This window comes from Pseudomonas sp. Irchel 3H7, from assembly GCF_900187605.1.
Taxonomy (GTDB): domain Bacteria; phylum Pseudomonadota; class Gammaproteobacteria; order Pseudomonadales; family Pseudomonadaceae; genus Aquipseudomonas.
This window is the reverse complement of the sequence record NZ_FYEA01000007.1, coordinates 232,276-253,152: the sequence shown is the minus strand read 5'-3', so window position 1 is coordinate 253,152 and position 20,877 is coordinate 232,276. Positions and strand designations below refer to the sequence as shown.

Sequence of the window (20,877 nt, the reverse complement as noted above, 5' to 3'; positions counted from 1 at the left end):
TGACGGTCAAAATCAGAACCGGATGGTCGTCGCGGAGTCTACCGACCGATATACTCGCCACCTGCGCAGGATTTGTAAGAGGTTACTGTGCGAAAACGTTGTTGGCCCGTCCTTTGCTCGGGATTTAGCCTTTTTCGCAGAGTTTCCCTTTAGGCGCCTGATGGAAAACGTGACGAACGCAGTGTGTTCGGTGTTGAATCGTTTTTCTTGAAGACGGCTACCACCAGCAATACCCACGAAGAGTCACGGGTCAGAGGCCCCACGGCATGATAGAGCTCGAACAAGAAGATCCGATCCCGCAAGGCGACCTGGCCCTGCAAATCACCGCACTTCCACGCGAAACCAACGGCTTTGGCGATATTTTCGGCGGTTGGCTGGTAGCGCAGATGGATTTGGCCGGCACCGCAATGGCCAGCCGCGTGGCAGGTGGTCGTGTAGCGACCGTAGCCATTGATCGCATGGCGTTTCTCGTGCCAGTGGCAGTGGGTGCGCAATTGTCCTTTTATACCCAGACCCTGGAGATCGGCCGCAGCTCGATCCAGATGATGGTCGAAGTGTGGAGCGACGACCCGCTGTCCAGCGAGTGGCGTAAAGTCACCGAAGCCGTATTCGTCTTCGTCGCTATCGACGGCAGCGGTCGCACCCGCTCGGTTCCACCGCGCGCGCGTTAAACCTCGCGGCCGTTTTGCGGTCGATAACCGTCCCAAGTGTCTGATCGAGAGCTGTCCCATGAACACGCCCAACGTTGAAGCGGTGAAACTGGATGAACTGAACTGCTGGCGCATCCGCCACGGTCAGGCCGAAGTGCTGGTGACCCAGCAAGGCGCGCACATCCTCAGTTATCAGATCGATGGCCAGCCGCCGATCATCTGGCTCAACGACAAGGCCGAGTTCAAGACAGGTAAAAGCATTCGCGCCGGCGTGCCGGTGTGCTGGCCGTGGTTCGGCAAGTTCGAACGCAACCCGCAGAGCGTGCAGGCCATGTACACCGGTGAGCAACCGGCACCCGCGCACGGTCTGGTGCGGGCGATGGATTGGGAGCTGGGCGGCATCGAATCAGAGGCTGACGGCGTCAAGGTCGAATTCAAGCTGCCTTACCCCGAAGGTGGCCTGCCGGGCTGGCCGCATCAGGTTGATCTGAGCCTGACCCTGCATTTGTCCGACCAATTGAGCTTCAGCCTGACCAGCCATAACCGTGGCAGTGACACCGTCAGCCTGAGTCAGGCGCTGCACACGTATTTCGCAGTGAGTGACGTGCGCAATGTGCATGTCGACGGTGTCGATGGCTTGAATTACATCGAGACGCTGGATGACTGGAAAACCAACAGCCAGCAAGGTGACCTGCAGTTTGCCGGTGAGACCGACCGTATCTATCTCAATGCGCCGCCACAGCTGAGCATCGTCGACCCGACCTGGGAGCGGCGCATTGTGCTGACCGCCACCGGCTCGCGCACAGCAGTGATCTGGAACCCGTGGATCGATCGCGCTGCGGCGCTTGCTGACATGGATAACGATGGCTGGCAGCGCATGCTGTGCATCGAGACGGCTAATGTGATGGATGACGTTGTGGATCTGGCACCGGGTGCGAGCCATACCATGGGCGTCAGTGTCGCCAGCAAACCGCTTTAAGATCAAAAGATCGCAGCCTGCGGCAGCTCCTACATTGGAATGCATATCCCTGGAGGAGCTGCCGCAGGCTGCGATCTTTTGCTTCAGAGATCAGACTCCTGCACCACCCGCACTTTGTCCGCTTCCAACGCATACGCTGCGTCAGCCAGGTCATTGCTGACCTTTTCAACCTTCAGCGTGCCGGTCACCCACAACGGCGTGTAGATATCGTCCAGCTTCAAACCTTTCGGATAACGCACCAGCACCAGTTGATTCGGTGGCGGTGGCGGCACGTGGATGCAAGCGCCCGGATACGGCACGAGGAAGAACAGCGTGCTGCGACCCTTGGCGTCGGACTCCAGCGGCACCGGATAACCACCGATGCGAATGTGCTTGTCGTTCATCGACGCCACGGTTTTGGTCGAATACATCACCGCCGGCAGACCTTTGGCCTGCTTCATCCCGCCCTTCTCGGTGAAGGTGCCGGTGGCTTCCGGGGAGTTGTGGTCGATTTCAGGCATGGCCTCGAGGGCCTTTTGGTCCGACTTGGGCATCAGTTCGAGCCAGTCGGTTTCCGGCAGTTCGCCGGCGTGGGCCAAACCGCTGCCCAGGAAGAGGAGAGTCAACAGAAGACGGCGCATGAAAGTGCTCGGTATAGAAAGGAAGGAACAGTGAATCGCCGAGCATTCTAGCCCTCCCGGCCACTTTGGCCGAGAGGGCTTTGTCGCCTTGGATCAGTTCTTTTTGATCAGGCCGTAGATCACCAGCAACACGATTGCGCCGACCAGTGCACCAATGAAACCTGCGCCCTCGCCCGCGTGATAGATGCCCAGTGCCTGGCCGCCGTAAGTGGCTGCCAGCGAACCGCCGATACCGAGCAAGATGGTCATGATCCAGCCCATGCTGTCATCGCCCGGTTTCAGGAACCGCGCCAGCAGGCCGACGATCAAGCCGATAAAGATGGTTCCGATAATTCCCATGGCAATTCCCTCTCAAAGATAGATATGCGAAGCCTAGTCAGACTTTGGCATCCTGCCATGAGAGAACAGCGGCCCCTGAATGGTTCCGCCGCTGCCACATGAAACTGTCGTTACTCGGCGATCAGCGCTTCAACCTTGACGATCTGCGCCTGTAGCGTGGCCATGTCGGCGCAGCGCAGGTTGGCGTGGCCGACCTTGCGCCCGGCCTTGAAGGCCTTGCCGTAGTGATGCAGATGGCAGTCTTCGATGGCGATGACTTTCTCAACCGGCGGAACCACACCGATGAAGTTGAGCATCGCGCTCTCGCCGACTTTGGCGGTCGAACCCAGCGGCAGGCCGGCAACGGCGCGCAGGTGGTTTTCGAACTGGCTGCACTCGGCGCCTTCGGTGGTCCAGTGCCCGGAGTTGTGCACGCGCGGGGCGATTTCGTTGGCTTTCAGGCCACCGTCGACTTCAAAGAACTCGAACGCCATGACGCCGACGTAGTCGAGTTGCTTGAGCACACGGCTCGAGTAGTCTTCGGCCAGCGCCTGTAACGGGTGATCGGTACTGGCAACCGACAACTTGAGGATGCCGCTGTCGTGGGTGTTGTGCACCAGCGGATAGAACTTGGTTTCACCATCGCGAGCACGTACGGCGATCAGCGAGACTTCACCGGTGAACGGCACGAAGCCTTCCAGCAGGCAGGACACGCTGCCCAGCTCGGCAAAGGTGCCGACCACGTCTTCCGGTTTGCGCAGGACTTTCTGGCCCTTGCCGTCGTAACCCAGGGTGCGGGTTTTCAGTACGGCCGGCAGGCCGATCGAAGCCACCGCAGCGTCCAGATCGGCTTGCGACTGAATGTCAGCGAAGGCCGGAGTCGGGATGCCCAGGTCCTTGAACATGCTCTTTTCGAACCAGCGATCGCGAGCGATGCGCAGGGCTTCGGCGCTCGGGTAGACCGGGACGAATTGCGAGAGGAATGCCACGGTTTCGGCCGGGACACTTTCGAACTCGAAGGTCACCAGATCGACTTCATCGGCCAGTTGGCGCAGATGATCCTGATCGCCGTAATCGGCCCGCAGGTGTTCGCCCAAAGCGGCCGCACAAGCGTCCGGCGCAGGGTCGAGGAAAGCGAAGTTCATGCCCAGCGGAGTGCCCGCCAAGGCCAACATGCGACCCAACTGGCCGCCACCGATTACACCGATCTTCATCTCAACAACCTCAGGCAATACGTGGGTCTGGATTGTCCAGGACGCTGTCTGTCTGCTCGGCACGGAAGGTTTTCAGTACCGCGTGGAACTGCGGATGCTTGGCGCCGAGGATGCTCGCCGAGAGCAGGGCTGCGTTGATCGCGCCGGCCTTGCCGATAGCCAGGGTGGCGACCGGAATGCCCGCTGGCATCTGCACGATCGACAGCAGCGAGTCGACGCCCGAGAGCATGGCCGACTGCACTGGCACCCCCAGCACCGGCAGGTGGGTCTTGGCCGCACACATGCCTGGCAAGTGGGCTGCGCCACCGGCACCGGCGATAATCACCTCGATGCCGCGGCTTTCAGCCTCTTCGGCGTACTGGAACAGCAGATCCGGGGTGCGGTGGGCAGAGACCACTTTGACCTCGTACGGGATGCCGAGCTTTTCCAGCATATCGGCGGTGTGGCTAAGGGTGGACCAATCGGACTTGGAGCCCATGATCACGCCAACCAGTGCACTCATCGTCGCGCCTCTTCTCTCTGGAGCGCCCGCAGGCGCGTCATAAAACAACAAGCCACGCAGGTTGCGTGGCTTGATTGTACGAAAAATGGCCGGACGTGCCGGCCGAAGGCCGCGCAGTATACCGCAAAGAAAGCAATAAACAGCCCCCTGCGCGACCATCTGTCATCTGCCGCAAATGCCCGGTTTTATTGACTTGAAGGTCAGCGACAGAACACCGCAAATCCCCTGTAGGAGTGAGCCTGCTCGCGATGGCGGTGTATCAGTCACATCATCGTTGAATGTGCAGACGCTATCGCGAGCAGGCTCACTCCTACAAGGGGTCCGCGTAGGCTCAGGAAGCTTGTGCAGCGCCACCCTCGAGCTTGCGCCACAGCAGACGGACGTTGGCTTTGCGCACCAAGGCGCAGCGATACAGGCGAATCTCCAGCGGCACGTGCCACTGCGGGCCGCCACAGACCACCAGTTCGCCGCGAGCCAGCTCAGCACGCACGCTCAGTTGCGGAACCCAGGCAATCCCGAGACCTTCCAACGCCATGCTCTTCAGACTGTCAGCCATCGCGGTTTCGTAAATAGTGGTGAAGCGCAGTTGACGCTGACGCAGCAAGCCATTCACCGATCGCCCGAGAAACGCCCCGGCGCTGTAAGCCAGCAACGGCACGCTCGCATCACCTTCGAGATCGAACAGGGGCTTGCCCTCGGCATCCGCCGCACACACAGGGAGCATTTCCGTCTGGCCCAAATGCAATGAAGGGAAGATCTCCGGGTCCATCTGCATCGCCGCGTCCGGGTCGTAGAACGCCAGCATCAGATCGCAACCACCTTCACGCAACGCATGCACCGCGTCACCGACGTTGGTGGCGACCAAGCGAGTGGCGATGTTCAAACCTTCATTACGTAGTTGTGCGATCCAGCGCGGAAAGAAACCCAGCGCCAGCGAGTGCGCCGCCGCGACCTGCATCACTTCGCCCTGCCCGCCTTCCAGATGATGCAGATGACGCAGCACTTCACCGAGCTGTTCGACCACGGTGCGTGCGGTCACTAGAAACAACTGCCCCGCCGCCGTCAGTTCAACCGGCGTGCGCGAGCGATTGACCAGGGTCAGCCCCAGCGCAGCCTCCAGACTGCGGATCCGCCGACTGAAGGCCGGCTGGGTCACGAAGCGTCGCTCGGCCGCCTGCGAAAAGCTACGGGTGGCGGCCAGAGCACTGAAGTCCTCGAGCCATTTGCTTTCCAGATTCATCACGTCCTCCCGGACACGCACCAAAACAGGTCACACGTCTGCCGCGCACGCGGCGTCACACGGGCATTATGCCGAATGTGCATAGGGCAGTGCTGAACAGCATTGGCCCAAAATTTCCTACAAGCCTAGCATTCGCAGCGTTCCGGCACAGACCGGGTCCATATCGAGATGATTTCTATCATGTCCTCCGCTGCATCTTTCCGCACAGAAAACGACCTGCTTGGCGCCCTCGAAGTACCGGCTCAAGCGTATTACGGCATCCAGACCCTGCGAGCGGTGAATAACTTCCGTCTCTCCGGCGTTCCGATTTCGCATTACCCGAAACTGGTTGTCGGCCTGGCAATGGTCAAACAGGCCGCTGCTGACGCCAACCGCGAGTTGGGTCATCTGAGCGAAGCCAAGCACGCTGCCATCAGCGAAGCCTGTGCCCGATTGATCCGCGGTGATTACCACGAAGAGTTCGTGGTCGACATGATTCAAGGTGGCGCCGGTACCTCCACCAACATGAACGCCAACGAAGTGATCGCCAACATTGCGCTGGAAGCAATGGGTCACCAGAAAGGCGAGTACCAGTACCTGCACCCGAACGACGACGTGAACATGGCGCAGTCGACCAACGACGCTTACCCGACGGCGATCCGCCTGGGCTTGCTGCTCGGTCACGACACCTTGCTGGCCAGCCTCGACAGCCTGATTCAGGCATTCGCGGCCAAGGGCAAGGAATTCGATCACGTCCTGAAAATGGGCCGTACCCAGCTGCAAGACGCCGTGCCGATGACCTTGGGTCAAGAATTCCGTGCCTTCGCCACCACCATGGGCGAAGACCTGGCCCGTCTGAAGACGCTGGCCCCGGAACTGCTGACTGAAGTAAACCTGGGCGGCACCGCGATCGGTACCGGCATCAACGCCGACCCGCGTTATCAAGCGCTGGCGGTACAGCGTCTGGCCCTGATCAGCGGTCAACCGCTGGTTCCGGCGGCCGACCTGATCGAAGCGACTTCCGACATGGGCGCCTTCGTGCTGTTCTCCGGCATGCTCAAGCGCACCGCGGTCAAGCTGTCGAAGATCTGCAACGACCTGCGCCTGCTGTCCAGCGGCCCACGCACTGGCATCAACGAAATCAACCTGCCAGCGCGTCAGCCAGGCAGCTCGATCATGCCTGGCAAGGTCAACCCGGTTATTCCGGAAGCGGTTAACCAGGTGGCGTTCCAAGTAATTGGTAACGACCTGGCGCTGACCATGGCAGCCGAAGGCGGCCAGTTGCAACTTAACGTGATGGAGCCGCTGATCGCTTTCAAGATCTTCGACTCGATCCGCCTGCTGCAACGCGCCATGGACATGCTGCGCGAGCACTGCATCGTCGGCATCACCGCCAACGAAGCGCGCTGCCGTGAACTGGTCGAGCACTCGATCGGTCTGGTTACCGCTCTGAACCCGTACATCGGCTACAAAAACGCCACCCGTATCGCCGGTCTTGCTCTTGAAAGCGGCCGCGGCGTGCTGGAACTGGTGCGCGAAGAAGGCCTGCTCGACGAAGCCATGCTCGCCGACATCCTGCGCCCGGAAAACATGATTGCTCCGCGTCTGGTTCCGCTGAAAGCCTGAGCCGACACGTTACTTGTAGCACCGCTCACCAGGTCGAGGGACTAGACACCTCTCACCTTTTGAGGGCTTGGGGATTTAGTCCCCAAGCCCTTTTTTTTAACTTTCTGACCCTGAGACCCGTATGTCTGGGGATTGCTCGCTCTGACAGAAGAGCAGTTCCTGCACAAGCCCGGCGCCGGTAACGCCGGGTGTTTCAAAGCCTCGTTTCGTCGCTTGCACCACGACTGTGCAGACGGGCGCGCCACTGATCGGTATAGTGCCGCCCCTCTTCGCATGAGCGGTCGTCGGTAACGAGGCCATAACCCATGTGAAACCCGAACTAATAACAAACCCGCGAAATGGATCCGGGACGAAACCCTCGCCTCACCTGTTGTGCCGCGCGCAAACCGGTGTAACGCGATGTTTCCGACCTTCCAGCATTTGCTCACACAAAAAACAGCGAGGAAAAATCCATGCTCGAAGTCATTAACGACTTCCTCTCAGGGAAAGTACTGATCGTGCTCATTGTCGGGCTCGGTAGCTACTTCACGATTCGCTCGCGTTTCGTTCAATTGCGTCACTTCTTCCACATGTTCGCGGTGTTCCGCGACAGCCTCAAGGGCAGCGCCGGGCAACTCAGCTCGTTCCAGGCCCTGATGCTCAGCCTTGCCGGCCGCGTTGGTGCGGGCAACATCGCCGGTGTCGGCATCGCCGTGACACTCGGTGGTCCAGGTGCGGTGTTCTGGATGTGGGTGACCGCACTGGTCGGCATGTCCAGCAGCTTCTTCGAGTGCACCCTGGCCCAGGTCTACAAGCGCGCCGATGGCGACGGTCTGTACCGTGGTGGCCCGGCCTACTACATCCAGCACGGCTTGAAGCTCAAAGGCATGGCGGTAGTGTTCTCGGTCCTGCTGCTGGTCACCTACGGCTTCGCCTTCATTGGCCTGCAGTCCTACACCGTGACCCACTCGCTGCAGAACGCCTTTGAATTCAACCCACAACACACCGGTATCGTCCTGGCAGTGCTGCTGGCCATTACCTTCATCGGCGGCATCAAGCGTATCGCTTCGGTGTCCGACCTGCTGGTACCGATCAAGACCCTCGCCTATATCGGCGTGACCCTGTACGTGATCGGTACTCAGATCGAACACGTACCAGCCATGCTGGAAACCATCTTCAAGAGCGCCTTCGGCCTCGATCCGGCCTTTGGTGGTCTGCTCGGCAGCGCCATCGTCATGGGCGTGAAGCGTGGCGTGTTCGCCAACGAAGCGGGCCTGGGCAGTGCGCCGAACGTCGCTGCCGTGGCTGCGGTGAAACACCCGGGCGCGCAGGGCGTGGTTCAGGCCTTCAGTGTGTTCCTCGACACTTTCGTGATCTGCACCTGTACTGCGCTGCTGATCCTGCTGTCGGGCTTCTACACCCCGGGCTTCGAAGGTGACGGCATCGTCCTGACCCAGAACTCGCTGGCCGCCGTGGTCGGTGACTGGGGTCGCATGTTCGTCAGCGTCGCGCTGTCGCTGTTCGTCTTCACTTGCATCCTCTACAACTACTACCTGGGCGAAAACAGTCTGCAGTTCCTCACCCGCAACCGCGCCGCGCTGATGATTTTCCGTGGCCTGGTGCTGGCGCTGGTGGTATGGGGTTCGATGCAGGACCTGTCGACCGTGTTCGCCTTCGCCGACATCACCATGACCTGCCTGGCCTTCGTCAACCTCGTGGCCCTGGCCATGCTGTTCAAGGTCGGCATGCGTGTGATGCGCGACTACGATGCGCAACGCCGCGCCGGCGTCAAACAGCCGGTGTTCGACTCGAGCAAATTTGCTGATCTGGACCTCGACCTGAAAGCCTGGCCGACCAATCCGTCTGCCGCTGTCGGCAAGACTGAAGCCGAGCCGCAAGGCGTGCCTGCAGCGCAACGCTGACAGGTGAATGACGGGCGCATCCCCTGCGCCCGTCAGTTATTGTGGTGCAATAACTTGTCGGAGTTTGCCTGCTCGCGATAGCTGTCTTTCAGCCAACATCAATGCTGAATGATGAACCGCCATCGCCAGCAGGCTCGCTCCCACAAGGACCTCATCCTTTCGGAGAATCCCCATGAATTCGTCGACCTACCCCGCCGCCCAAAACGTCATGGTGCTCTACACCGGTGGCACCATCGGCATGCAGGCCAGCGCCAATGGCCTGGCCCCGGCGTCCGGTTTCGAAGCGCGGATGCGCGACTATCTGCACAGCCAGCCTGAACTCGTCGTACCGCAGTGGCGCTTTCGCGAGATGTCGCCGCTGATCGACAGCGCCAACATGACCCCGGCCTACTGGCAGCAACTGCGTGAAGCGGTGGTCGATGCCGTTGACGTGCAAGGCTGCGACAGCGTGCTGATCCTGCACGGCACCGACACGCTGGCCTACAGCGCGGCAGCGATGAGCTTCCAGCTGCTGGGGCTGAATGCCCGTGTGTGCTTCACCGGTTCAATGTTGCCGGCTGGCGTTACTGACAGCGATGCCTGGGAGAATCTCAGTGGCGCACTGGTTGCCCTCGGCCAAGGCCTGGCGCCCGGTGTGCATCTGTACTTCCACGGTGAACTGCTGGCGCCAACCCGTTGCGCGAAGGTGCGCAGCTTCGGCCGTCATCCGTTCAAACGACTTGAGCGTCAGGGCGGCGGTGTCAAAGCCTCTTCGATTCCAGCGTCGTTGAATTACAACCAGCCGAAACAGCTGGCCAAAGTCGCCGTGCTGCCGCTATTCCCGGGCATCAGCGCCGAAGTGCTCGACGGCCTCCTCGACAGCGGCATTCAAGGTCTGGTGCTGGAGTGCTACGGCAGCGGTACCGGGCCGAGCGACAACCCTGAGTTTCTGGCAAGCCTTGGCCGCGCACGGGATAACGGTGTGGTGGTGGTTGCAGTGACGCAGTGCCATGAGGGTGGCGTCGAGCTGGATGTTTACGAGGCTGGCAGTCGCTTGCGCGGTGTCGGCGTATTGTCCGGTGGTGGCATGACCCGTGAAGCGGCGTTCGGCAAGTTGCATGGGTTACTCGGTGCAGGCCTTGAAACTCAAGAAGTGCGTCGGCTGATCGAACTGGATCTGTGTGGTGAGCTACTCTGAGCATGGCTCTGGATCGGCCCTCACCCTAGCCCTCTCCCGGAGGGAGAGGGAACTGACCTTAGTGTCTTGCGCTATACGCCGACCTGAAAAAACAGTCGATTATGGATTCGGCAGCGTTTTTTCAGGTCGGCGTATCTCGCCAATATCCCCCAATCGGCCCCCTCTACCTTTGGGAGAGGGCTGGGGTGAGGGGCTGCTGCGGCATGCAACTTGCTGCGATCCAGCCATTTCAAGGCTGGAAGATCCTATGCTCCACTCCCACCTCACCACCCTCAACGCCGTGTCGCTGATCCTCAACACCTTCAAGGCCGAAGGCCTGTCGAGCGAGGCATTGCTGGCCGGCAGCGGCATCAGTGCGGCGGATCTCAGCCGTGCCGACACGCGCATCACCACCAATCAGGAGATGCAGGTCTGCGCCAACGCCGTCGCGCTCAAGCGCGATATCGGCCTAGAACTGGGCCGGCGCATGCACGTGTCCTGCTATGGAATCCTCGGTTACGCGCTGCTGACCTGTGCCACCTTCGGTGACGCTTTGCGCCTGGCGATCCGTTATCCGGCGCTGCTGGGAACACTTTTCGAACTGAGTCTGGAAGACGACGGCGAGCGCGTCTGGTTCGTCGCTGCCGATTATCGCGAGAGCCCGGCGATGGCGGTGTTCAACGCCGAGTTCTGCCTGGTGTCGCTGAAAGTCATTTGCGATGACCTGCTCGGGCATCCGCTGCCTTTGCTCGCCACGCGCTTCGAACACGCCGCGCCGGACTATCGCGACAGCTATGCCGAACACTTCAACTCACCGTTGCACTTCGCGGCGAAGGACAACGCCTTTGCCTTCGATCAGCACTGGCTCGACCAGCCGCTGCCGTTGGCGGATGCCATCACCCACCAAGCCATGGCCGAACGTTGCCGAAAGCAGAATCTTGAGTTCACCGGGCGTCAGGCGTGGCTGGGGCGGATTCGACAGTTACTCAGCGCGCAACTGAATGCAGCACCGGGACTGGAAGGTCTGGCGCAGCAGATGAAGTGTTCGCCACGCACCTTGCGCCGGCATTTGAAAGATATGGGCAGCAGCTATCAGGAACTGCTCGATGAGCTGCGTTTCGAGCGGGCCAAGCAGATGTTGTGTGAGGATCAGTTGCCGATCTATCGCATTGCCGAAACGCTCGGGTTCAGCGAGACCGCCAGTTTCCGCCATGCCTTTGTGCGCTGGAGCGGCGTGGCGCCGAGCCAATTCCGGGCCTGAAGATCAAAAGATCGCAGCCTTCGGCAACTCCTATAAGGGATCGGCGTAGGAGCTGCCGAAGGCTGCGATCTTTTGATCCTAAAGGGGCAATTTCGGTCAGTGTTTTTGGCCATATCCATCCCCTTTTGGCCTTTCCTGCCGTTTTCCGATTCGCCTCACGCCGCAACACTGGTGGCAACCGAATCAGCCCTGCGGAGAACAACAAATGCTGACGATCTACTCGGACGATCACCACCTGCACCATGGCCGCTGCGAGCTCATCGATGGCCAGCTCAAGCCGTGCTTCGAGATGCCGTCGCGCGCCGACCATGTGCTGCAGCGCGTTAAAAACCAGAATCTCGGCCCGGTCGAGGCACCGAAAGATTTCGGCCTGGAACCCCTCGCCCGTATCCACAGTCGCGACTACCTCGACTTCTTCAAAGGCGCGTGGGATCGCTGGACTGAGTTCAACACCGACGGTGATCTGCTGCCCTACACCTGGCCGGCGCGCACCCTGCGTGCAATCAAACCGACCAGCCTGCATGGTCAGCTCGGTTATTACAGCTTCGACGGCGGCGCACCGATCACCGCCGGTACATGGCAAGCGGCCTACAGCGCGGCGCAGGTTGCCCTGACTGCACAAGCGCAAATCCAGCGTGGCGCGCGCAGTGCCTTCGCCCTGTGCCGCCCACCGGGACACCACGCCGCCAGCGATTTGATGGGCGGTTATTGCTACCTCAACAATGCCGCCATCGCCGCGCAGGCTTTCCTCGATCAAGGCCACAAAAAAGTCGCGATCCTCGATGTCGACTATCACCACGGCAACGGTACGCAGTCGATTTTCTATACGCGCAGCGACGTGCTGTTCACCTCGATCCACGGCCATCCGGAGGCGGAATTCCCGTTCTTCCTCGGCTACGACGATGAACGTGGCGAAGGCGCCGGTGAAGGCTTCAACTTCAACTATCCGCTGCCCGCCGGCTCTGGCTGGGAGGTATGGAGTGCGGCGCTGGATCAGGCCTGCAACGAGATCGAGCGGTATGGCGCCGACGTGATTGTCGTGTCGCTGGGTGTCGACACTTTCAAGGATGACCCGATCTCGCAGTTCAAACTCGACAGCCCGGATTATCTGGCAATGGGCAAACGCATCGCTGCACTCGGCAAACCGACATTGTTCGTCATGGAGGGCGGTTACGCTGTAGAGGAAATCGGCATCAACGCAGTGAACGTGCTGGAAGGCTTCGAACAATAACCACAGTCCCGTCGCAACCGTAAAAACCAGACCCGCCCAGGCGGGTCTTTTTTCGCCCGCAATATGTATGTACCGCACGCGCGCCGCAGCCCGCCTCTACCTTGCCCGGAACCGTCGCCCTTTCGGCGCGGCCATCAGAGCAGGAGTTGCCCATGCCCGAAATCCCTTCGCCCAGCGCCGTCGATGTCGTGACCCAACTGGTGACCGGCCCTTCGCTGCGAGAAGTCGCGTCGAAAACGCTGCGCCCGGCGCTCAGGACGTTGTATCCCGACCTCGATCTCGACCCGCAACTGGCCATGGTCGTAAGACCGACCTGGGTCATTGAGAATGATCAAGTGGTCCCCGGTCGCCATCTGATCGAATCGCTGACCGACACCCTGGTACGTCTGGGCCTCTCCGGCACCACGGTGGCGTATCTCGACGGTGAGCATTATCTGACCTTGCAACCGGACCTGCCGTCCGCCATCCAGCTGCCGGTAAAAATCAGCGCAATCGGCAAGCTGCTCAATGAACTGGCACCGTTGCTGTTCATCGCCTACAAGGAACAGCAGGTCAATTACTGGGACGATTTCACCTATCCGGGGCAGCCGCGCTGGCAGCAGTTGTCACAAGCCTTGCGCAATTTGTGGAAGATCGACGCGAACCCGGACTGGGACGCCGACCAGCGCGCCATGGCCGAAGCGCTTTACACGTTCCCGGATAAACACCAACGACTGCCCACCGACCGATACAAGACCCGCGCCTGCCTGATTGATCTTGACCGCGGCGAGGGCGACGAGCAGAACCACGTGAGCCTGCTCGATACGGCTGTACTGATCGGCACCCACGACAAACGTACGTTGATCATGACCCACTCGGTGCTTAAAGGATTCGAGTGTTTTGAATCGTTGGCAAAGCTCGGAGAAGCCCTGCCGCGTCGTTACTGGAAAGGTGCCTCCGGGACCGGGTTGAAATGGCGACTGGTCGAACCGCAGGGCGATTTCTTCGACTATCAGGCCTGCACACTGGTTGCCCTGGAAGCAGAAGCGCTGGGCGCGATCAATTATTTTCAGGGCTCGAGTTCCAGCGAGCTTTATCCGCACGCCGGGACTGTCGGCAATCCCCGCGAGCCGACACCGCGCCTCAAGCCTCACATCGATCTCTTGCGTCCGATGCTGCCAGCCTGGCTCGACAACGCCTCTCCCGCCGATCAAACCCGTTACAGCCGGCACCTGCTGGATCTGACCATGGTGCAGCACACGAACAAGGGAAAATCATTTCAGAGCGAAGTCATCAGCCTGCAAGCGTTCACCCGTGATGCCTTGAAACAACAGATCGCCAAGGATCATCCGCAGGCCGGCGAGGTGAGGATCGATGACATCGAAATCAGCATCACCAGCCTGGTGGTCTGGGGCACATTCGTCTTGCCGGGTAACACGCAAACCCAGACGCTGTCGCTCATCGAGCTGGCCCTGCAAAACCTCGCAGGGCATCCAGCAGGCAATAAGACCGTTGGTTACAAGGATGGCGGCGCGGCGCCTGAGTGGATGACTGCAAGCTACCTGGAACAACTGGTCAGCAGCGTCGATATCGGCCAGACCTACCCGGCGTACCTGCAAAACCTGCTGATTGACGACACAGAGCAGGCGTCGGCACTGCAAGCGCTCTACACCAGCCAGTTGCCCATCGAACTGCCGCTGCTAGCGTTGCAGCACAAAATACAACGCAAGGCCGGCATCACTGAGCAGGGTTATCGCTATGTGGTGGCCGCGCTGGCAAACGCCAGCGATGAGCGTTATGTCGATCGCGATGAAATCGTCATTCGCCCGCTGGGGTTCGTTGCCCATCGCAGCCGCTCACAGGCGGACACCGTCAATAACATGTTCGTCATCGGCCCGCGCGAGACGGACAAGGGGCCGTGTCTGCTCTATCGACCGCTGTTCGAAAAGGCACTGATGCAATTTCCCTCGCACGCCAACCTGCTGTACGAAATCCAGCATTCACGGGATCTGCGCGAGTCGGTCCTGGCCTGGTTGCCGGACGACGTGCGCTTCGACTACAGCCAGTTCGTCTTCACCGCCCGATTGCCTTCTGTCTGGACGATCCCGCAATTGCTGGTGAACCCTTTGACCGCCCTCGACATGTCCGGCCCCGTTGCACTGGCGACAACAACGATTAACCACGATGTACTCGCGACCCTGCATAACAGCAACGTGCAGGCAGTCATCACCCAGGCCGACCGCCAATCGGTCTCTGACGCAGAAGCACGCTGGGTCACGCTTAAACACGGCGGCTGGATGCTGTTCAACGCCGCCTTGCCGTTCCTCGGGCGCAGCGTCGGCACGGCGGCGTGGATCTGGCAGATCATGGACGACCTGCAAGAAATCAGCGATGTGGCCAATGAGCAATCCGGCAAGATTGCCTGGACGGCCCTCACCGACATTCTTCTGGCCTTGGGCATGGTCCTCGCCCATCGCGCAGCAATGGGCGACAAGCCAATCAGCGAGTCGATCTCGCAGGAAGAACCGACCCCCACCGTCACCACCGACCTCGTCTTCAGCAAACCTTTGCAGCTGCCGGACGTTTCCAGCACTGCACTGCCCATCGCGCATGAGATGGTGGTGAACCCCTTCACTGCTCTGAAACGATCCCCGGTCGCACTGGCAGCGCTGCTCGACAGTTTACAGATCGCCAAACCCAGAGGCATCGGCGACGCCGCCAGGGAGGGTACGCACAGGCACCTTTATCCCCGCCAGAAACAATGGTTCGCCCCCGTCGGCAAGCGCTGGTTCGAAGTCATGTTCAATGAGCACGCCGAGGTGCAGATCATCGACTCACGTCAGCAACCGCCGCGTAACGGGCCGCAGCTGACTCGCACCGCCAACGGTCAATGGGTGGTAGACCTTCGATTGCGCCTGCGCGGCGGCGGACTCGACAGCGCCCTTGAGGCTGTTCAAGACGTCAACAAAATGGATGCCGGGCAACTGACCGCCGAAATCAGCGCATTCGATGCAACGATGCAAACCAAGCAGGTTCAGCGTGACGCCGACCATAACGCCTTGAGCAATGCGCTCGGGGAAGCCCGGGCACCGGCGCGCGAGCAGTATCTGGCGACACTCGACGCACAGCACAAGGCGTACGGCGCGAACATTGAACAAATCAAGGCGTTGCATCTGAAGGAGCCCATTCCCAACTACCGCATCGTCATGATCCAGCGCCTGGAGATGCAGCTTTTTCTCGGCCAGGAATGGCTCGAACTGCACTCCACAGAGTTCCAGGCCAACCTCAAGACAATGCAGACAATGCTGGCCAATGAAGGTGATTTCGCCGTACAGGCGTTTGTTCAGACCTTCGAAAAGATGACCGATCAGACCCAGGCGATCATTGAAAAAATAGAGATGGCCCAGAGCCGTTTTGACGAACTGAAGTTGTTGGGGAAAAAAGCTGTCGAGGTGCTGCAAACCTATCGCGAGGCGTTACCGAAATATGAACTGAACGACCTCAAACTGTTGCAGATCAGTCTCGGCCAGGAAATCTGCATCAAGGCCGCTGCCACGGCGGACACCGCCAATGCCTATAAAACGCTGGGCAGTCTTATCGAAGACGCCGCGCTGAGTATCCAGAGCACGTTGAATCTGACCGCGGATGAAAGCCTCGAAAATCTGCGCGAACGCACGGATGCCCTGAACAATGTGGCCGAACAATTTTCTGCCATCAATCAACGCTTTGGCGATCTGCTGATCGACTACCCCGAGCAGATCAATACCGCACGCCTGGAGCATGTACGCAGCCGGGTGAGCGCGTTCCAGGCCCGCACCGAAAGCAAACTGGTCGAACTGCTGCGCTACAAGCACTTGCTGGAACCGGGGCCGGGGCCTTCCAGACCGAGATCTGCCTCTTCATCGACGCGACGGATCATCAAAACCAAATCCAGGGGCACGGTGGTCGGCGAACGGAAAAAGAGCCTCGAAGGCCCGGATACCGACCTGGTCGAAGTCCGAACCACGTTGACAGGGGTCATCGCCACGTTCAAGGAGGAATCGCCTGGTGTCTGGGTCGAACAGCGCACAGCGAAACCCCAGCCGCCCAAGGCCCGCCCCTCCCTGAGCAGCAGTGTTCGTGAAGGTCAGGCCCTGATCGACGGTTTGGCCCGCTTTCACCGACGTATCGAAGCACAGCTCAAACGAGGACGGCGGATCCCTGTCGAGGTCGAGGAGCAATACCACACGCATGCGGCCGTCCTGCGGGAAGCCAACGCGGCAATCGATGAAGCATTGACTGCGAGCAACCTGACAGCCGACCTCAAGAAGCCGACCGAAGAACTCGGCCACAAGCTTGACGACGCTGCCAATAAACTTGAAGAAAAAGGTACCAGCACCCGTATCGGCATGGTCAAGCAACAGCTACCGACTGCCGCAGGAGTGCAGTGGCTCAAGGACAAGGGCGAAGTCCGGATTGCACAAACCGTGACGCGACGCAGGCTCAAAGGTCAGGCCAGGGATTTCCTCGACGAGTACGAAGTACGCGACGCCCACACCAACAAGGTGTTGTGTTACGCACATTTCCATTACAGCAGTGCAGAGGCGCCCGTCGGGCCCTTCCCCGTCGGCCATATGAAAACCGTGGCGCAGCGGCGTATGGGAGGTGCCTATGAGCCGCGCTTTCTGAACAATCAGGCGCTGATCGACATCCATCGCAGCGGCATTTCCGACAAATCGGCGAAGGCACTGTTTCTCACGCCTTCCACGCCTGCCGTAACCGGATCAACGCTGCGTTGATTGCCGGTTCAGGGACAGCGGCAAAGCCCAGGACCAGCCCGGCACGCTGGTCCAGCGGCGTCGTCGAGTCCGGCAGCCAGTAACTGCTCAAGCCGTTGATCTCGACGTCGACGCCAGCCGCTTGCGCAATCAACTGCTGCTCGCGCTCGATGCTGTCCACGGCCACAGTCAGGTGCAGCCCGGCAGAGACGGCGGGCAAATTACCCACCCCGGCGATGGCGGTTGGCCAACCGTCGAGCAAGGTGTTGCGCCGGCTCAGCGCGGCACGGCGCATGCGCCGGATATGCCGCTGGAAATGCCCGGCCGCCATGAACTCAGCCATCACCGCCTGCGTACTCACCTCGGAATGCCGGACATCCACCGCCCGGCGTTGCGAGAACGCATCCACCAGCCCCGGCGGCAAAACCAAATACCCAAGGCGCAGCGCCGGAAATGCGACCTTGCCGAAAGTGCCGACATACAGCACGCGTCCCTGTCGATCGAGTGCCGCCAACGGTGCCAGCGGCGCGCCGGTGTAACGGTATTCGCCATCGTAATCGTCCTCGACGATCCAGCCTTGGCAGCGCTCGGCCCAGGCGAGCAGTTCGAGGCGTCGCGCCAGGCTCATCACCACGCCGGTCGGGTACTGATGAGAGGGCGTGACATACGCCACGCGACAATCCCCGGTGGCCGACAGCGCCGAGCAATCCATGCCCTCTTCGTCTACGGCAATACCGTGCAAACGAGCGCCCGCCACAGCGAACGCATGACCGGCCGCGCGGTAGCCAGGATTTTCGATCGCGACACCGTCGCCCGGCGCCACCAGCAACTGTGCACAAAGGCTAATGCCTTGCTGTGCGCCGCTGGTGATCACAATTTGCTCAGGTGAACACTGCATGCCGCGCGAACTGCGCAGATAGGCAGCGATCATTGCACGCAGGCGCGCATCGCCGGACGGATCGCCGTAACACAGTTGCTCCAGATCCGGTTTACGCCAGAAAGCCGCATTCAGCTTGGCCCACACCTCGAAGGGGAATAGATCAAACGCCGGAACACCCACCCTGAATGCTCGCGGCGGACCACTCGGGGGTCGGGCCAAATGGTTCTTTTCAATGCGCGAAAAATTATCACTGTGGATAACTTTACTGGATGGAATCACAGGTAAATCCAGCCAATTTGTGGATAAGGCTGTGGGTAAGCCTGTTGAAAACCCTGTGGATACTTTTGTGGATAGTTTTTTCGTTGGGGTCGTCACGGGCATCAATTGGGCGACGTAGGTGCCATCCCCTACCCGCCCCTCAATAAAGCCTTCGGCATACAGTTGATCGTAGGCGCGCACCACACTGTTGCGGGAGATCCCCAACGCCGCCGCCAGATCGCGACTGGCCGGTAACCGTGTACCACTCGCCAGCCGTCCATCCAGCACACGCAGGCGCAACGCCTGATAGAGCTGGCGACTCAAGCCCTGGCGCCGATCAAGCTCGATACCGGCAGGGTTGAAGGGCATGGACAACGTTGGCGAATCGGGCATGGCAATGGACCTATGAAATTGGTCATCAATGGCTCTTACAACAGACCAATAGCCTGCCTACGATGCAGGCATTCGCCAAGGAAAATTTGTCCATGTACACACCGCGCGCCTTTGCCATCGAAGACCTGTCCCAACTGCACGAGCTGATCCTCGCCACCCGCCTCGCCATTCTGGTGACCCACGGCGAAAGTGGCTTGCAGGCCAGCCATGTGCCGGTGCTGCTACATTGCGAACAAGGCGAGTACGGCACGCTGTACGGGCACCTGGCCCGCGCCAACCCGCAGTGGAAAGACTTGCGCGACGGTGCCGAAGCCATGCTGATCTTCGCCGGCGCCGATGCCTACGTCAGCCCGGGTTTTTATCCGAGCAAGGCCGAGCACGGCAAAGTCGTGCCGACCTGGAACTACATCGCCGTGCATGCCTATGGCCACGCCGAAACTTTCAGCGACGGCGGACGCCTGCTCGACATCGTCAGCACCCTCACCGACCGTCATGAAGCCGGCCGCGCGCAACCGTGGTCCGTCGCCGATGCGCCTGCCGATTACATCGACGGCATGCTCAAAGCGATTGTCGGTTTCGCCATTCCCATCGACCGCCTCGAAGGCAAACGCAAGCTCAGCCAGAACCGCAGCGCCGAAGACATTGCCGGCGTGCGCGAAGGCCTGGCGGCCAGCCCGGAAATCAATGATCAAACCCTCGCCCGATTGATGCGCTAAGGAAATCACCATGAAGATCGACATTCGCCAGGTCAGCGCCGCCGACCGCGCCGCGTGGCTGCCGCTGTGGCAGGCCTACCTGCGTTTCTACAACAGCGAACTGCCGCAAGCCGTGACGGAAAGTACCTGGCAGCGTTTTCTCGACCCGAGTGAACCAACCCACGCAGCATTGGCGTGGGCCGACGGTAAAGCCGTGGGCATGGTGCATTACATCTACCATCGCTCGAACTGGAGCATCGAAAACTCCTGCTACCTGCAGGATCTGCTGGTTGCGCCAGAAACTCGCGGCACTGGCGTCGGCCGTCTGCTGATCGAATACGTCTACGCCACGGCCAAGGCTGACGGCTGCTGCAAGGTTCATTGGTTGACCCACGAAACCAACGCCACCGCGATCCAGCTCTACGAGCGCATCGCTGAACGCCCGGGCTTCATCCAGTTTCGCAAGGCCATTTAAGGAGACATCTGCATGACCACTTCACTGGCTGACTGGAAAGGCGCCCCCGCCCCCACTGCCACGCTGCTCGAAGGGCGTTTCATTCGTCTGGAAAGACTCGACCCGGCGCGCCATGGCGACGAACTGTTCGCCGCCCTCGAGGGCCCCGGCGCCGACCCGAAACTCTGGGATTACTTGCCTTATGGACCTTTTCCGGAGCGCAGCACTTTCGACGCCTGGCTGAACAACCACGCGGCCGCCAGCGACCCGTATTTCTTCAGCGTCATCGACCGCGCCAGCGGCCAAGTGCAAGGCATCCTCAGCCTGATGTCGATCGTCCCGGCCCAGGGTCGCATTGAAATCGGTCACGTCACCTTTGGTGCGCCGATGCAGCGCTCGCCGAGAAGCACCGAAGCGGTATACCTGCTGGCCAAATATTCCTTCGACCTCGGCTACCGCCGCCTCGAATGGAAATGCAACAACGGCAACGCCCGCTCCAAATACGCCGCCGAGCGTTTGGGTTTCAGCTTCGAAGGCGTGTTCCGCCAGCACATGGTGGTCAAGGGGCAGAACCGCGATACCGCGTGGTACTCGATTCTGGATGGCGAGTGGCCGGCGATTGCGGCAGGGTTCGAGCAGTGGCTGTCGGATGATAATCAGACGTCCGACGGGCAGGTGAAAGGCTTGGTTGAATGCCGATCGTGATTACCTGAAAAGCAAAAAATCGCAGCCTGCGGCAGCTCCTACACGGGATTGACGTTCACCCTGTAGGAGATGCCGCAGG

The 20,877-nt window shown here is 60.3% G+C and carries 17 protein-coding genes; 11 read left to right on the top strand and 6 right to left on the bottom strand.

Features of this window, described 5'->3' with window-relative positions; all coding sequences use genetic code 11:
• Positions 1 to 266: 266 nt before the first annotated feature.
• Positions 267 to 671, top strand: a complete 405-nt coding sequence (locus CKW38_RS15480; RefSeq protein ID WP_003229628.1) for an acyl-CoA thioesterase — start codon at positions 267 to 269, stop codon at positions 669 to 671.
• A gap of 58 nt (positions 672 to 729) precedes the next feature.
• Positions 730 to 1,629, top strand: a complete 900-nt coding sequence (locus tag CKW38_RS15475) for a D-hexose-6-phosphate mutarotase (protein WP_095113190.1) — start codon at positions 730 to 732, stop codon at positions 1,627 to 1,629.
• A gap of 83 nt (positions 1,630 to 1,712) precedes the next feature.
• On the opposite strand, the gene CKW38_RS15470 is transcribed toward CKW38_RS15475, so the two are convergent.
• From CKW38_RS15470 to CKW38_RS15450, 5 genes are all read right to left on the bottom strand, one after another.
• Positions 1,713 to 2,249 carry a DUF3299 domain-containing protein gene (locus CKW38_RS15470; RefSeq protein ID WP_007920225.1) on the bottom strand — a complete coding sequence of 179 codons (537 nt, stop codon included), beginning with the start codon at positions 2,247 to 2,249 and terminating at the stop codon, positions 1,713 to 1,715.
• 93 nt (positions 2,250 to 2,342) lie between these two features.
• Complete coding sequence (locus CKW38_RS15465; protein ID WP_007920223.1) at positions 2,343 to 2,588, bottom strand: GlsB/YeaQ/YmgE family stress response membrane protein; 246 nt, start codon at positions 2,586 to 2,588, stop codon at positions 2,343 to 2,345.
• A gap of 110 nt (positions 2,589 to 2,698) precedes the next feature.
• Positions 2,699 to 3,781, bottom strand: a complete 1,083-nt coding sequence (locus CKW38_RS15460) for a 5-(carboxyamino)imidazole ribonucleotide synthase (protein WP_007920221.1) — start codon at positions 3,779 to 3,781, stop codon at positions 2,699 to 2,701.
• Between the two features lie 10 nt (positions 3,782 to 3,791).
• Positions 3,792 to 4,283 (bottom strand): 5-(carboxyamino)imidazole ribonucleotide mutase, encoded by a 492-nt coding sequence (gene purE, locus CKW38_RS15455; protein WP_007920220.1) that lies wholly within the window; start codon positions 4,281 to 4,283, stop codon positions 3,792 to 3,794.
• A 331-nt stretch (positions 4,284 to 4,614) separates the two neighbouring features.
• Positions 4,615 to 5,523, bottom strand: a complete 909-nt coding sequence (locus CKW38_RS15450; protein WP_095113189.1) for a LysR substrate-binding domain-containing protein — start codon at positions 5,521 to 5,523, stop codon at positions 4,615 to 4,617.
• 180 nt (positions 5,524 to 5,703) lie between these two features.
• Between CKW38_RS15450 and aspA the strand changes: the two genes are divergently transcribed.
• The 6 genes from aspA (at position 5,704) to CKW38_RS15420 (ending at position 17,434) form a co-directional block, all read left to right on the top strand.
• Positions 5,704 to 7,128 (top strand): aspartate ammonia-lyase, encoded by a 1,425-nt coding sequence (aspA, locus tag CKW38_RS15445; RefSeq protein WP_007912102.1) that lies wholly within the window; start codon positions 5,704 to 5,706, stop codon positions 7,126 to 7,128.
• Positions 7,129 to 7,580: 452 nt separating this feature from the next.
• On the top strand, positions 7,581 to 9,029 hold the full coding sequence (locus CKW38_RS15440; protein ID WP_007912101.1) for a sodium:alanine symporter family protein: 1,449 nt from the start codon (positions 7,581 to 7,583) through the stop codon (positions 9,027 to 9,029).
• 172 nt (positions 9,030 to 9,201) lie between these two features.
• Positions 9,202 to 10,206, top strand: coding sequence for an asparaginase (locus CKW38_RS15435; RefSeq protein ID WP_095113188.1), 1,005 nt, complete (start codon positions 9,202 to 9,204; stop codon positions 10,204 to 10,206).
• Between the two features lie 247 nt (positions 10,207 to 10,453).
• Positions 10,454 to 11,446, top strand: coding sequence for an AraC family transcriptional regulator (locus tag CKW38_RS15430; RefSeq protein ID WP_095113187.1), 993 nt, complete (start codon positions 10,454 to 10,456; stop codon positions 11,444 to 11,446).
• A gap of 205 nt (positions 11,447 to 11,651) precedes the next feature.
• Positions 11,652 to 12,677, top strand: coding sequence for a histone deacetylase family protein (locus CKW38_RS15425; RefSeq protein WP_095113186.1), 1,026 nt, complete (start codon positions 11,652 to 11,654; stop codon positions 12,675 to 12,677).
• A 152-nt stretch (positions 12,678 to 12,829) separates the two neighbouring features.
• Complete coding sequence (locus CKW38_RS15420; protein WP_095113185.1) at positions 12,830 to 17,434, top strand: dermonecrotic toxin domain-containing protein; 4,605 nt, start codon at positions 12,830 to 12,832, stop codon at positions 17,432 to 17,434.
• Here CKW38_RS15420 and CKW38_RS15415 read toward each other — a convergent pair.
• On the bottom strand, positions 17,391 to 18,944 hold the full coding sequence (locus CKW38_RS15415; protein ID WP_095113184.1) for a PLP-dependent aminotransferase family protein: 1,554 nt from the start codon (positions 18,942 to 18,944) through the stop codon (positions 17,391 to 17,393). The two genes, CKW38_RS15420 and CKW38_RS15415, sit on opposite strands and share 44 nt — an antisense overlap.
• A 92-nt stretch (positions 18,945 to 19,036) precedes the next feature.
• Between CKW38_RS15415 and CKW38_RS15410 the strand changes: the two genes are divergently transcribed.
• The 3 genes from CKW38_RS15410 to CKW38_RS15400 are packed head-to-tail and all read left to right on the top strand — an operon-like array spanning position 19,037 to position 20,798.
• Positions 19,037 to 19,660 (top strand): FMN-binding negative transcriptional regulator, encoded by a 624-nt coding sequence (locus CKW38_RS15410; protein WP_026000519.1) that lies wholly within the window; start codon positions 19,037 to 19,039, stop codon positions 19,658 to 19,660.
• A gap of 10 nt (positions 19,661 to 19,670) precedes the next feature.
• Entirely contained in the window at positions 19,671 to 20,114 is a 444-nt protein-coding gene (locus CKW38_RS15405; protein WP_095113183.1) for a GNAT family N-acetyltransferase, read from the top strand.
• A gap of 12 nt (positions 20,115 to 20,126) precedes the next feature.
• Complete coding sequence (locus CKW38_RS15400; protein WP_095113182.1) at positions 20,127 to 20,798, top strand: GNAT family N-acetyltransferase; 672 nt, start codon at positions 20,127 to 20,129, stop codon at positions 20,796 to 20,798.
• Positions 20,799 to 20,877 lie beyond the last annotated feature (79 nt).

What these genes read in the sequence shown, in the direction of transcription:
- CKW38_RS15480 (WP_003229628.1), top strand. Translation starts at nt 267, where the DNA reads ATGATAGAGCTCGAACAAGAAGATCCGATCCCGCAAGGCGACCTGGCC.
- CKW38_RS15475 (WP_095113190.1), top strand. Translation starts at nt 730, where the DNA reads ATGAACACGCCCAACGTTGAAGCGGTGAAACTGGATGAACTGAACTGC.
- CKW38_RS15470 (WP_007920225.1), bottom strand. Translation starts at nt 2,249, where the DNA reads ATGCGCCGTCTTCTGTTGACTCTCCTCTTCCTGGGCAGCGGTTTGGCC.
- CKW38_RS15465 (WP_007920223.1), bottom strand. Translation starts at nt 2,588, where the DNA reads ATGGGAATTATCGGAACCATCTTTATCGGCTTGATCGTCGGCCTGCTG.
- CKW38_RS15460 (WP_007920221.1), bottom strand. Translation starts at nt 3,781, where the DNA reads ATGAAGATCGGTGTAATCGGTGGCGGCCAGTTGGGTCGCATGTTGGCC.
- purE (WP_007920220.1), bottom strand. Translation starts at nt 4,283, where the DNA reads ATGAGTGCACTGGTTGGCGTGATCATGGGCTCCAAGTCCGATTGGTCC.
- CKW38_RS15450 (WP_095113189.1), bottom strand. Translation starts at nt 5,523, where the DNA reads ATGAATCTGGAAAGCAAATGGCTCGAGGACTTCAGTGCTCTGGCCGCC.
- aspA (WP_007912102.1), top strand. Translation starts at nt 5,704, where the DNA reads ATGTCCTCCGCTGCATCTTTCCGCACAGAAAACGACCTGCTTGGCGCC.
- CKW38_RS15440 (WP_007912101.1), top strand. Translation starts at nt 7,581, where the DNA reads ATGCTCGAAGTCATTAACGACTTCCTCTCAGGGAAAGTACTGATCGTG.
- CKW38_RS15435 (WP_095113188.1), top strand. Translation starts at nt 9,202, where the DNA reads ATGAATTCGTCGACCTACCCCGCCGCCCAAAACGTCATGGTGCTCTAC.
- CKW38_RS15430 (WP_095113187.1), top strand. Translation starts at nt 10,454, where the DNA reads ATGCTCCACTCCCACCTCACCACCCTCAACGCCGTGTCGCTGATCCTC.
- CKW38_RS15425 (WP_095113186.1), top strand. Translation starts at nt 11,652, where the DNA reads ATGCTGACGATCTACTCGGACGATCACCACCTGCACCATGGCCGCTGC.
- CKW38_RS15420 (WP_095113185.1), top strand. Translation starts at nt 12,830, where the DNA reads ATGCCCGAAATCCCTTCGCCCAGCGCCGTCGATGTCGTGACCCAACTG.
- CKW38_RS15415 (WP_095113184.1), bottom strand. Translation starts at nt 18,944, where the DNA reads ATGCCCGATTCGCCAACGTTGTCCATGCCCTTCAACCCTGCCGGTATC.
- CKW38_RS15410 (WP_026000519.1), top strand. Translation starts at nt 19,037, where the DNA reads ATGTACACACCGCGCGCCTTTGCCATCGAAGACCTGTCCCAACTGCAC.
- CKW38_RS15405 (WP_095113183.1), top strand. Translation starts at nt 19,671, where the DNA reads ATGAAGATCGACATTCGCCAGGTCAGCGCCGCCGACCGCGCCGCGTGG.
- CKW38_RS15400 (WP_095113182.1), top strand. Translation starts at nt 20,127, where the DNA reads ATGACCACTTCACTGGCTGACTGGAAAGGCGCCCCCGCCCCCACTGCC.